The organism is Streptomyces sp. NPDC088354 (assembly GCF_044753585.1).
GTDB lineage: Bacteria > Actinomycetota > Actinomycetes > Streptomycetales > Streptomycetaceae > Actinacidiphila.
Genome location: NZ_JBIVNJ010000082.1, coordinates 1 through 12,441, shown reverse-complemented (window position 1 = coordinate 12,441; position 12,441 = coordinate 1). Strand labels below are relative to the sequence as shown.

Below are 12,441 nucleotides of genomic sequence, written 5' to 3'. Positions count from 1 at the left end.
CCGCCGGGACAGGCCCTTGGCCCGCGCGGTGCGCAGGAAGTCGCTGCCCAGCACGTCCAGCATGGTGCTGCGCTGGTAGCGGCTGTAGAGCGCGACCTGGACGAGGATCAGGGTGAGGCTGGGCACGAGGAGGTGCTGCAGCCGGCTGAGCAGGATGTCCCCGGTGCCGGACAGCCCCGGGTCGTACTCACCGGTGTACTCGATGACCTTGTGCCCCACGGCGTCGTTGATGTCGATCGCCCACAGTTTGAGCGTCACCGCGATCACGGGCACCGGCATCGCGAGAATGAAGAACGAGCCCAGCGTGGCGACCCGGTCCGAGACCCGGTACTGCCTGATGGCACCCCAGGCACCGACCATCACACCGCCGATCGAGCCCACGATCGTGGCGATCAGCAGTGGCGTGGCACGGCGCACATCCGCGGACTCCGTCCCCGAGATCGGTGATGAACTCGCCGCGGGCCGGGCACTGGAGGATTTGGCTCTTCGGTTGCAGGCCACCGCCGTCGATGACGAACGGGCCGGCTCCCCGGGATGGGAGTCCCCTCGGGGACGCCCGACGGCGGCCGGCCGGCTCGCTAAGCCGTCCGGCGGCCCTCTCCTGTCACCCGTGGCCCTGCGGGCGGCGTGTGCAGGCCGGCGCGGCAAGAGCGGCCGGACGATCCCCCGGCTCCGCGGCCCGACACCTCGCGGCCCAGGAGACCGAGCCGGCCGGGCGGGGCCGTTCAGCGGCCCGGCAGCTCGATCAGACGGGAGCGGCCCGGCGGGACCGACCAGGTCCGGCCGGCGACGCGGACCCGGACGGGCGCCGATTCGGAGGCGGGGACGACGATCCCGACGTGACGGGCGTCGACGTGCACCCCGACTCCCCAATGGCCGCGGTAGCGGATGGTGAAACCGAAGCGCGACAACTGCGGCAGCGGCGCCGGGTCGAGCCACAGCGCGTCCTCGCGGGCCTCCATACCGGTCAGACCGCGCTGGACCAGATCGAGCGTGCCCGCCATGGCGCCGAGATGGATGCCCTCCTCGGTGGTGCCGCCCTGGACGTCGGTGATGTCGCCCAGCAGCGCTTCCTGGGCGTAGGACCAGGCGTCGGCGCGATGGGCGCGGGTCAGTACCCAGGCGTGGACCACGCCGCTGAGGGTCGAACCGTGGCTGGTCCGCCGCAGGTAGTAGTCGAGCGTGGAGCGCCAGTCGCTGTCGTCCAGGCGGTATCCCAGGCGGTCGAAAAGGCCCCGGAGTTCGGCGGGAGGGAAGAGGTAGCCCAGCATGAGCACGTCGGCCTGTTTGGATGCCTGGTAGCGGTCGACCGAGTCTCCCTCCGCCTCCAGGATCCGGTCCAGGCGCCGGATGTCCCCGTACCGTGCTCGATACCCCTCCCAGTCCAGTTCGCGCAGTTCCCCGTAGCCCGCGAACTGACTGATCACACCGGCGTGCCGGGGCACGTACAGCCGCCGCGACACGTCCTCCCAGCGCTGCGTCTCCTCCGAGCCGAGGGCCGTGCGCTCGCGCAGTTCGTCGCGGCGCGGGGCGGGCAGGGTGCGCCAGAGTTCCAGGGCGCGGGCGAGCACCCAAGCGGCGGTCACGTTGGTGTACGCGTTGTCGTCGAGTCCGGGCGTCGCGGAGCCGGGATAGGCGTCGTGGTACTCGTCCGGGCCGACGACTCCGCGGATCCGGTAGCGGCCGGCGCCGTCGCACTGCGGGTCCCAGGTGGCGGAGGCCGCCCAGAAGCGGGCGATCTGCAGCAGCATCTCGGCGCCCTTGGTGTACAGGAACTCCGTGTCGCCCGTGGCCTGTCCGTAGCGCCAGATGTTGTAGGCGACGGCTGAGCCGACGTGGTGCTGGAGGCGGGTGTGGTCCGGCAGCCATCGTCCCGACCGCGGGTTGAGATGTCGGGTCTGGGTCTCCTCGCGGCCGTCGCTGCCGCTCTGCCACGGGTACATCGCCCCGGTCAGTCCGGCATGGGCCGCGGCGCGGCACGCCTCGTCGAGACGGCGGTGGCGGTACTCCAGCAGTGCCCGGGACACTTCGGGGAAGTGCAGGTCGAGATAGGGCAGGACGAACAGCTCGTCCCAGAAGACATGACCGCGGTAGGCCTCTCCGTGCAGTCCTCTGGCGGGTACGCCCACGTCCAGTTCGGCGGTGTGCGGGGAGAGGGTCTGCAGGACGTGGAAGGCGTGCAGCCGCAGGATGCGTCCGGCGTCGCCGGGGACGTCCAGCGCGGCGCGGCGCCACAGCTGCTCCCATGCGGCGGTGTGCGTGGCCAGCAGGGCGCTGAAGTCGGGCGCGCGGCCGACGCGGTCGAGGGCGGCGTGCAGCGGATCGCTGATCGCCGGGTCACGGGAGGTGTGCAGGGCCACCGTCTTCTCCACGACCGCCGGCCGGCCGGGTGCCACCGCGACCGTGAGCCGGTGGACCGCGGTGCGCTCCCCCGCTTCCAGCGCGCGGACGGTCTCCGGAGCGGTCGTGGCGCGGGTGCGCGCGGCCACGGCGACGCGGATGTCGGACGAGGTCGTGCGGCACCTCAGCCACACCGTGTCCGGTGCGGACGTCCCCGCGTGCATCCGGGTCAGGTGACGGCCGTTCAGGTCCCGGTAGCGGGCGACTCCCGCGTTGGTGACGTCCCCGTCGAGTGCGGATTCGACGTCGAGGTGGGCCGACCAGTCGCCGTCGGCGGTGAAGACGGTGCGCAACGCGGCGAGGTGCGGATCGTGCATGTGGACCAGCCGCGTCTGCTCGACGGCCAGGACCCGGCCGTGTGGATCACGCAGCCTGAACGTCCTGGTGAGGGTGGCGCGGCGGAGGTCGAGGTCCTGCCGGTGGTCGAGCAGCGATCCGTCGTCGGGGCTGAACCACGTCCCGCCGTCGCGGAACCGGAAGCGCAGGGGCAGCCAGTTGGGCAGGTTGACCATGTCCTCGTTCCGGACTTTCCGGCCCGCGACGGTGGAATGGAGCCGGTCGTAGCAGCCGGCCACGTAGGTGCCGGGGTAGTGGTGGGGCCCCGCCGCGCATTCCGGGGCGGCACCGCGGGTGGCGAAGTAGCCGTTGCCCAGTGTGCACAGGGCTTCGCGCAGCCGTTCCTGCGCGGGGTCGTAGCCCTCGTACGACCAGGTCCACGCCCGCATCGTCATCCCTCCCGGAAACCGGTGGGCCGGGCCGGCACATGAGGTCCACCGGCCGGAGCCGCGGCGGCGCACCGCCTCTGCGGTCCAGTGTCGCCCGCAGGGGCCTGCCGCGCCCGCGAGACGGGCCCGAGCGGCACTCGGGTCAGCCCTGCTGTGGGACGACGGCGACCGGGCAGGGGGCGTGGTGCAGCATGGAGTGGTTGACCGGGCCGAGCTGGAGGCCGAAGGGGCTGTGGCGGCGGGCACCGACGACGAGCAGATCAGTGTCGTCGAGGGCCGCGAGAAGGACTGTGCGCGGGTGGCTTTCGCCAGGGTGCCGGCGCTAGCGGACCGCGGGGTGGGCGGTCGCCGCGGCGCGCAGCGCCCCGTCGAGGTGATCTTCGGCGCGGGGCTGATGCGCCTTGACGGCCTCGTCCTCGTAGCCGGTCCATTCGGCCGTCTCATCGGTCGGTATCCGCCGTGCGTACACGGCCTTGACGCCGCATCCACGCAGTTCGGCCTCGCGGAAGGCGAACTCCACGGCCGCCGAGGAATTGTCGTCCGGGCCGACGCCGAGCGCGATCCGCTTCGGGCCGGCACCGGTGCCCCGCCGCCGCCACTCCCCCTGACCACGACGACCGGACAGGCCGCGCGTCCGGCGAGGGACAGTCCGACCGAGCCGAGCAGCCACCCGGCCATGCCGCCACGGCCACGATGTCCCACCACGAGCGCGGTGGCACGGGTTCCCTCGCCGACCCGCGCGGACGGCCTCCGGTGATCGACGAGACGAGGCGTCTGATCGGTGTGATCAGCAGCGCCGACCTGCTGCGGATCTTCCTGCGGCGCGACCGGGCCATCCGCGAGGAGATCGCCGGTGACCTCCTGGTGAAGACGCTCGGGCTCCCGCCGAACGCGGTCACCGTCCGCGTGGAGGACGGCAAGGTGTTCCTCGAAGAGGTGGTGGACCGAAAGATCTCGTGACGGTCGTGACCGCCTGTGCCGCGGCGTGGACGGCGTGGCCGATGTCGATGCGCGGCTGGACTACAAGGCCGACGACACCGTCGGCCCGGCCCCGGCACGCCGGTAGCCCGTGCGACTGCAGGGCGCCAGGCGGGGTTGCTGCCGCCGTCCCATGGGGCAGCCGAGATGGCGTTCCCGCCCGGACGGCTCGAAGACGGGGAAAGGCAAGGGGCGGTGCCGGCACTGCGTGTGCCCGCCCGCCCCCCTGCGGCTGCGTCAGGACGCCATGTCGAGTACCACGCGGAAGCGGGCCGCCCCCGACAGCATGTGCTCGTAGGCCTCGGCTGCCTGGGAGAAGGGCATGGCCTCGACGCTCGGGCGGATGTCATGGGCGAGAGTGAAGGCGAGGTTGTCCTCGTTCTCGATGGACGAACCGGTCAGGCTCCCGACGACGGAACGAGTGCCGAAGATCAGGTCGGGGGTCGAGATCGTCAGAGGGTCCGGCGCGGCCCCCACGACGACGAGCCTGCCTTGCGGCGCGAGTCCGCGGACCAGCGCGTTCATGGAGGCGCCGCTGGACGCGGTGGCGATGACGAGGGAGGCACCGCCCAGGGCACTGAGCGCGGTACCGGGATCGACGCTGTTGCTGTCGATGTACTCGTGGGCGCCCAACCGCCGGGCAGCCGCCTCCTTCTCGCTGCCCCGCGCCACGGCGGCGACCTTGTAGCCAAGGCTCCGGGCGTACTGCAGTGCCAGGTGCCCCAGACCTCCGATGCCCTGTACGGCGACGAGGGCACCGGCCCGCGTCGGCCCCTGCTGGAGTGCGGTGAAGGTGGTCAGACCGGCGCACAGCAACGGGGCGGCGTCGATCGCCGATATGCCCTCGGGGATTCGCACCAGCCCGCTGGCGCGGGCGTACGTCACCTCCGCGTAGCCGCCGTCCACGGTGGTACCCGTCTGCTGCTGGTAGCGGCAGTTCACGAAGTCGCCCCGGCGGCACGGCTCGCATTCCCCGCACTGGCCGTTCAGGAAACCGACGCCGACGCGGTCGCCGGGCTGCCAGGCGGTGACGCCGGCCCCGACGGCGTCGATGACGCCGACGACCTCGTGCCCAGGGACGACAGGCTGCGCGGGATCCGGGCGCAGGCCCTCCACGGCCAGCACATCGGTGTGGCAGACGCCGCAGGCCTCGACTCGCAACCGGACGTGTCCTGGTGCGGGGTCGGCGAGATCACGCTCGACAAGCCGCAGGTTGTGAACGCCGGTGGCCTCGAAGGCGCGGTACGTGGACATAGCTGCTCCTGTGTGTGTGGGGGGCTGCCCGTGCGGCAGGGGGGCCGTTCCTGGGCGACCGCGGTTCGCAGCGCACCCGGTTCCGGCTCACGGGGTAGTGACCCAGAATAGGCGACCGGTCATCTAACGCAAAACCCGACCAGCCGCAGAGGGCGCCCACAGCCCGCATCGCACACTCTCGTCTGGCGGTTCGCCGCCAAGCCCGTCCCGGCCCCCGTGCGAACACCGGGCCAGGACGGGGTGCGGGTCACGCCTGACCGGGACCGGACGGCTGGATCGCCGCGTTGCCCTTCGCGGCGCCACGCGTGCGGGGCCCGAGCGGGTTGCGGGAGAGCCGTATTCGCAGCGCCGGGGCCGACATGATCATGTGTGCGGGACCACGGCGACAGGGGCAGCGCTGTGATGCATCACCGCGTGGGTGACCGGGCCGATGTGGCTGCCGACCGAGGAGCGACGTATGTGGCGGCCGACCACGACCATGCAGGCGTCGGCGGAGGCGTCCACCAGGTGGTCGGCCGCTCGGCCAACGGCTTGATGGGCCTCGACGTCCACATCGGGATGCTTCAGCCGCCATGGCCGCAGGGCGTGGGTGAGCGCCCTGTCGAACTCCGAGGCGATCTCCCCGATCAGGTCGGGCAGCACCGTGCCGGTGCCGTGCACGTACGGGTGCAGCGTCCAGCCGTAGATCACCCGCAGGCGCGCGGCCCGGCGGGCGGCCGCCTCGAACGCGAAGCCGAGCAGGGCGTCGTGCGGATGGTCCAGGTCGAGGCCGAGAACGACGTCCCGGTAGGGGGTGGTGGCCGAGGCCGGCCCGTCGGCGTCGGGAAGGTGTTCGTCCTCGGCGCTCGTCCCGGATCTCACCAGGACGGCCGGGCGGTGCACTGAGGCGACCACCGCGAGCGCCACGGAGCCCACGAAGAAGCCGGTGATGCCCCCGAGGCCGCGCGAACCGAGCGCCAGTACCTCGGCGCCCTCGGCGGCGGACGACAGGACCGCGGCAGGCCGTCCGGCGATGTCCTCGGAGCTGATCTCCAGCTGCGGGTAGCGTCGGCGCAGGGTGTCGGCGGCCTCCCTCGGCACACTCTCGGCCCACGCACGCATGGCCACGGGCCCTCCCAGGGGCGCCTGGGCATAGGGCTGCCTCTCCCAGACGTGCAGCAGCCGCAGGGGCAGGCCCCGCGAGGAGGCGTCACGGGCCGCCCAGTCGGCGGCCGAGAGGCTCTCGGCCGACCCGTCCAGGCCGGCGATGACAGGACGCACCATGACGATGACCCCCTCACGGAGAGTGGCGTGACCGGCGTGGCTACTGTCTCCAGCGTGCCCTGCGGCTCCCGCGACCGCATGGGCCGCAGGTCCCCTCGCGGGACCGAGCGGCCCATACGGCGCATCAAAGGCCCCAGCCGCGAGCCGCCACTCGTCCCCGTACGCGCCGATGGCTCAACCGACGCGGCGGCCCGGGGACGTACGTCCCCGGGCCGCTTGACGCGTCTCGATCAGGCGCTCAGCGCAGCCAGGCGTGGTCGCGGACCAGGGGCAGACGGGCCCAGACCCGGCCCAGGCCCCACGTGGCGCCGGCGGAGACGGCGGCCAGTGCGATCAGCACGACGGCGTAGATGACGTGGTAGTCGGCGAACGGGTTGGTCGACATGCTCGGCGAGCCGTCGGCCAGGTGCTTCGCGGGCGGCCATTCGGCGATCCACATCATCGCCATCAGGGCGGTGCCGGCGATGGCGGCGAGGCGCAGTGCCACACCGCTCATGACGGCGGCACCGACGCCGAGCAGGCCGAGCATGAACAGCCAGTCCACCCAGCCGGCGCCGGCCCAGCTGTGGAACGTGGACTGCATCGGTCCGGCGGCCACACCGCTGAGGAAACCCTTGGTGGGCGATCCGCCGTCGATCCAGCCCTTGCCGGACGCGGTGGCGTAGCCGAAGCCGAAGGTCTTGTCGAGGAAGGCCCACAGGAAGACGAAACCGGTCAGGACACGCAGGCCGGCGAAGACGTACGCGCGGATCGCGGCGGCCGTGGTCGCCTCCTCGCCGGATGCCTGCGCGGCTCCGGTCCTGCGCAGCGACGGAAGGCGGAGCCCGGTGTGCCGGTGGGGGTGTCCTTGGATGGCCATGATGCTGATCCCTTCGGGACGGTGCGCGAACGGTGGGTGGTGGCGTCTTTGTCGCGTGTTCACTGTCCCGCCGGACGCGGCGCACCGCCGTGGGCCGAAGGCCCATTCCCTGGGGGCCGAACAGCCCTGCCGCGAGGGCTTGTTGGGCGGCGGCGTCCGGAAAGCCCAAGGGCCGTCCCCCGCATGGGGAGCGGCCCTCGGGCCGTGTGTGCTCATCCCGGCCAGGACCAGCCCGTGACCTCGGGCAGGTCGGTGCCGTGCTCGCGGATCCAGGAGTGGTGCCGCAGGCGTACGTCCTCCATCAACTGCCTTACGGGCGCGGCGCGTACCGCGAGACCGGGGACGCGGTCGATGACGTCCATGACGAGGCGGTAGCGGTCGAGGTCGTTGCGCAGCACCATGTCGAAGGGCGTCGTGGTGGTGCCGATCTCCTTGTAGCCGCGCACGTGCAGGTTGGCGTGGCCGGCCCGGCGGTACGCCAGGCGGTGGATCAGCCACGGATAGCCGTGGTAGGCGAGGACGACCGGCTTGTCGCGTGTGAACAGGGCGTCGTACTCCGGGTCGGCCATGCCGTGCGGGTGCTCGTCCTGGGGCAGCAGACGCGCGAGGTCGACGATGTTGACGACGCGCACGGCGAGTTCCGGCAGGTGCCTGCGCAGCAGCGACGCGGCGGCCATGACCTCCAGGGTGGGCACGTCCCCGGCGCAGGCCAGGACGACGTCCGGTTCGCGCGTGCCGTCCTCCGTGCCGGCCCACGCCCACACGCCGGCGCCGCGGGCGGTGTGGGCGCGGGCGGCCGCCAGGTCCAGCCAGTCGTGGCAGGGTTGTTTGCCGGCGACGACCACGTTCACGTAGTCGCGGCTGCGCAGGACGTGCTCGGCCACCGCCAGCAGGGTGTTGGCGTCCGGCGGCAGGTAGACCCGCACGACCTCGGGCGCCTTGTTCAGCACGTGGTCGATGAAGCCCGGGTCCTGGTGCGAGAAGCCGTTGTGGTCCTGCCGCCACACGTGCGAGGTGAGCAGGTAGTTGAGGGAGGCGATGGGACGCCGCCAGGGCAGCGCGCGGGTCGTGCGCAGCCACTTGACGTGCTGGTTGACCATGGAGTCGACGATGTGGACGAACGCCTCGTAGCAGGAGAACAGCCCGTGCCGCCCGGTGAGGAGGTAGCCCTCCAGCCAGCCCTGGCAGGTGTGCTCGGACAGGATCTCCATGACCCGGCCGTGCCGGTCCAGGTGCTCGTCCACCGGCAGCGTGTGCGCCTGCCATGCCTTGCCGGAGGCCCCGTACACCGCGTCCAGGCGGTTGGAGGCGGTCTCGTCGGGCCCGACGAGCCGGAAGTCGCGGCGCTCGGCGGTGGCCGCCATCACCTCCTCCAGCAGCCCGCCGAGCACCCGGGTCGGCTCGTGGAAGGAGGCGCCGGGTTTGCCGACCTCGGCCGCGAAGCGCTCCAGCGGCGGAACCGGCAGGTCGCGCAGCAGCAGACCGCCGTTGGCGTACGGCGTGGCGCCCAGCCTGCGGTCGCCCGCGGGCACGCAGGCCAGCACCTCCTCACGCGGCCGGCCCTCCCCGTCGAAGAGCTCCTCCGGCCGGTACGAGCGCAGCCACGCCTCCAGTTGGGCCAGGTGGGCGGGGTTGTCGCGGACACCGGGCAGCGGGACCTGGTGGGCGCGCCAGGTGTTCTCCACCGGCACGCCGTCGACCTCGGCCGGACCGGTCCAGCCCTTGGGGGTGCGCAGCACGATCACCGGCCAGCGCGGGCGCTCGGCCGTGCCGCCGCCGTTGCGGGCGGCACGCTGGATTCCGGCGATGCGGTCCAGGGCGGTGTCCATGGCGTCGGCCATCGCGGCGTGCACGGCCGGCGGGTCGTCGCCGGTGACGTGCAGCGGGTCGTGGCCGTAGCCGCGCAGCAGTTCGTCGAGCTCGGCCTCGGGGAGGCGGGCGAGCACCGCCGGGTTGGCGATCTTGTAGCCGTTCAGGTGGAGGATCGGGAGCACGGCGCCGTCGTGGACGGGGTCGAGGAACTTGTTGGAGTGCCAGGACGCGGCCAGCGGGCCCGTCTCCGCCTCGCCGTCGCCGATGACGCAGGCGACCAGCAGGTCCGGGTGGTCGAAGGCGGCTCCGTACGCGTGCGAGAGGGAGTATCCGAGCTCGCCGCCCTCGTGGATCGAGCCGGGCGTCTCGGGGGCCACGTGGCTGGGCACGCCGCCGGGGAAGGAGAACTGCCGGAACAGCCGGGCCATGCCGGCCGCGTCCCGGGTGACGTCCGGGTAGGTGTCGGTGTAGCTGCCCTCCAGCCAGGAGTTCGCGAGCACCGCCGGACCCCCGTGACCGGGGCCCCAGACGCACAGCGCGTGCAGGCCGCGGGCGCCGATGACGCGGTTGAGGTGGGTGTGCACCAGGTTCAGGCCCGGTGAGGTGCCCCAGTGGCCGAGCAGCCGGGGCTTGATGTGCTCGGGGCGCAGCGGTTCGGTCAGGAGTGGATTGGCCATCAGATAGATCTGGCCGACGGCCAGGTAGTTCGCGGCGCGCCAGTGGGCGTCCAGGGCTGCGAGTTCTGCTGCGGGAATGCCGTTCGACGACATGGCTCCTCCGGAACGTCACGGTCGTTCCCTGCAGCCTGTCCCCGCCCGGGGCCCGCTGGGTAGGGCCGGCCGGGCGACGGCCTGGGCCGGACGGCCCTCCGTGGACCCTGCGCCGGCACTCCCGGGGCCGCTCCCGTCCCGTTCCCGCCCGGTGCCGGGCCCGGCGTCCGGGCGCGGAGCCGGAGAGCCGTGAGGGTGGCGCGGCACGACGGCCGCCGAGGGCTCCCGCCCGGCCCCGGCGCCCGCGGGAAGGTGCCTTCTCCGGTCGTCCGGACAGGTACCCGACATGCCTGCTCCTCGCGATATCTGCGCCGGCTCGCATTCCCGGGGCCAGGATGGGCGCATGCGGAAGTCGCGGACGTGGCGCAGGACGCTGCCGGGGGTCGCGGTCATGACCGGGTACCGCAGGTCGTGGCTGCGCGGTGACCTCCTCGCCGGGCTGACGGTCGCTGCCTACCTTGTGCCGCAGGTCATGGCGTACGCGGGGCTCGCCGGGCTGCCGCCGGTCGCCGGGCTGTGGGCGGCACTGGCACCCCTGGTGCTGTACGCGCTGCTGGGATCGTCCCGGCAGATGTCCGTCGGTCCGGAGTCGACGACCGCGCTCATGACGGCGACCGCGGTGGGGCCGTTGGACGCGGGCGATCCCGGGCGGTACGCGGTCCTGGCCGCGGCGCTGGCGGTGGTGGTCGGCCTGCTGGCGGTGGTCGCCTGGGCCGCCCGGGTGGGATTCGTGGCGGACCTGCTGTCACGGCCGGTACTGGTCGGCTACCTGGCGGGCGTGGCAATGATCATGATCGTCGATCAGCTGCCGAAACTCACCGGCGTACCCGTGACGGGCACCGCGTTCTTCCCGCAGGTGGCGTCTTTCGTCGCGCACCTGCCGCGGGCGCAGCCGCCGACCGTGCTCGTGGCCGCCTGCGCCCTCGTCTTCCTCTTCCTGGTGGGTCGCTGGACGCCGATGGCCCCCGGCCCGCTGCTGGCCGTGGTGTTCGGCACGGTCGCGGTCTTTGTCCTCGGACTGCGCGGGCACGGTGTCGCCGTCATCGGGGAGGTGCCCTCGGGCCTGCCGAGCCCGTCGCTGCCGGCGCCCGGCGAACTGCCGAACCTGGTGCTGCCGGCGGTCGGTGTGCTGCTGGTCGGCTACACCGACGTCATCCTCACGGCCCGGGCCTTCGCGGCGCGTGCCGGACACGGCCTCGATCCCCATCAGGAACTCCTGGCGCTCGGGGCCTCCAATCTCGGCGCGGGTGTGCTGCACGGCTTCCCGGTGAGCAGCAGCGCCAGCCGGACGGCGCTGGGGGCCCAGGCAGGGAGCCGCAGCCAGGTGTACTCCCTGGTGGCCTTCGTGGCCGTGGTGTGCGTGCTGCTCTTCCTGGGCCCGCTGCTGTCCGGCCTGCCGGAAGCGGTGCTCGCCGCGATCGTCGTCTTCGCCGCCTGCCGGCTGATCGACCTGCCCGGTTTCCGGCGGCTGGCGGGCTTCCGCCGCCGTGAGTTGCTGCTTGCCCTCGCCTGCCTGCTCGGTGTACTCGCCCTCGGCATCCTTTACGGCGTGCTGGTGGCCGTCGCGCTGTCGGTCGCCGAGATGCTCTTCCGGGTGGCCCGTCCGCACGACGCCATCGAGGGCCTTGTCCCCGGACTCGCCGGGATGCACGACGTGGACGACTACCCGCGGGCCCGCACGATTCCCGGCCTGCTGGTCTACCGCTACGACTCGCCCTTGTTCTTCGCCAACGCCGAGGACTTCCGCCGCAGGGCCCTCGCCGCGGTCGACGCCCAGGACGGGCCGGTTCGCTGGTTCGTGCTCAACACCGAGGCCAACGTCGAGGTCGACATCACCGCCCTGGACGCGGTGGACGCTCTGCGTCTCGAACTGACCGGCCGTGGCGTCGTGTTCGCGCTCGCCCGGGTCAAGCAGGACCTGATGGACGACCTGGACGCCTACGGTCTGACCGAGGCGGTGGGGCGGGACCGCGTCTTCCCGACGCTGCCGACCGCCCTGACGGCGTACGCCGCCTGGGTGCGCGCCCGGCAGAACGGCGACTGAGAAGGCGGCCGCGTTCGCGGTCCTGGGGCCGGACCGTTCGACGGGCGGGAAGCGGGTCTCCACCCGCTGCGACGGGACCATGTCTGACCCCGCGAGCCTCCGCGGCGACTCCTGTCACCTGCCACGACCTGGCCGGAAGAGCGTTCGATGCCTACCCGATGCCGCTATGTTGAGAACCGGAGAGACCCCCTCCCGTGCCTGATGGAGGAATCCATGGGGATGGAGCCCGACAAGGGTGAGCAGCGCCTGCCGCGGCTGCAGATGGACGACCTGCTGGACGAGTTGCAGATCCGGATCGATGCCGTGCGCGGGACGCGGGACCGGGTGCACAGCCTG

Annotated in this window: 7 protein-coding genes and 3 pseudogenes; 2 read left to right on the top strand and 8 right to left on the bottom strand. The window is 72.6% G+C overall.

Features of this window, described 5'->3' with window-relative positions; genetic code table 11:
* Window positions 1-360: ABC transporter permease subunit (locus tag ACIP98_RS40875; RefSeq protein ID WP_401981731.1), on the bottom strand; the 360-nt coding region annotated here is incomplete at its 3' end.
* On the opposite strand from ACIP98_RS40875, the pseudogene ACIP98_RS40870 reads away from it, so the two are divergent.
* A pseudogene (locus ACIP98_RS40870) lies at window positions 287-460 on the top strand (hypothetical protein); the annotation flags it as partial. The gene ACIP98_RS40875 and the pseudogene ACIP98_RS40870 sit on opposite strands and share 74 nt — an antisense overlap.
* Before the next feature lie 265 nt (window positions 461-725).
* On the opposite strand, the gene ACIP98_RS40865 reads toward ACIP98_RS40870, so the two are convergent.
* From ACIP98_RS40865 to ACIP98_RS40835, 7 genes and pseudogenes are all read right to left on the bottom strand, one after another.
* The gene (locus ACIP98_RS40865) at window positions 726-3,125 is read right to left on the bottom strand and encodes a glycosyl hydrolase family 65 protein (protein ID WP_319665265.1); all 2,400 of its coding nucleotides are present in this window, start codon (window positions 3,123-3,125) and stop codon (window positions 726-728) included.
* 142 nt (window positions 3,126-3,267) lie between these two features.
* Window positions 3,268-3,645, bottom strand: a pseudogene (locus ACIP98_RS40860) (universal stress protein).
* Between the two features lie 143 nt (window positions 3,646-3,788).
* Window positions 3,789-3,860: pseudogene (locus ACIP98_RS40855) on the bottom strand (hypothetical protein); the annotation flags it as partial.
* A 480-nt stretch (window positions 3,861-4,340) separates the two neighbouring features.
* Entirely contained in the window at window positions 4,341-5,357 is a 1,017-nt protein-coding gene (locus ACIP98_RS40850; RefSeq protein ID WP_401981728.1) for an alcohol dehydrogenase catalytic domain-containing protein, read from the bottom strand.
* Window positions 5,358-5,720: 363 nt separating this feature from the next.
* Window positions 5,721-6,620 carry a universal stress protein gene (locus ACIP98_RS40845; protein ID WP_319665155.1) on the bottom strand — a complete coding sequence of 300 codons (900 nt, stop codon included), beginning with the start codon at window positions 6,618-6,620 and terminating at the stop codon, window positions 5,721-5,723.
* A 238-nt stretch (window positions 6,621-6,858) separates the two neighbouring features.
* Window positions 6,859-7,479 (bottom strand): hypothetical protein, encoded by a 621-nt coding sequence (locus tag ACIP98_RS40840; protein WP_319665156.1) that lies wholly within the window; start codon window positions 7,477-7,479, stop codon window positions 6,859-6,861.
* A gap of 212 nt (window positions 7,480-7,691) precedes the next feature.
* Entirely contained in the window at window positions 7,692-10,061 is a 2,370-nt protein-coding gene (locus tag ACIP98_RS40835) for a phosphoketolase family protein (RefSeq protein ID WP_319665157.1), read from the bottom strand.
* 343 nt (window positions 10,062-10,404) lie between these two features.
* On the opposite strand from ACIP98_RS40835, the gene ACIP98_RS40830 reads away from it, so the two are divergent.
* Window positions 10,405-12,105 (top strand): SulP family inorganic anion transporter, encoded by a 1,701-nt coding sequence (locus ACIP98_RS40830; protein WP_401981724.1) that lies wholly within the window; start codon window positions 10,405-10,407, stop codon window positions 12,103-12,105.
* Window positions 12,106-12,441 lie beyond the last annotated feature (336 nt).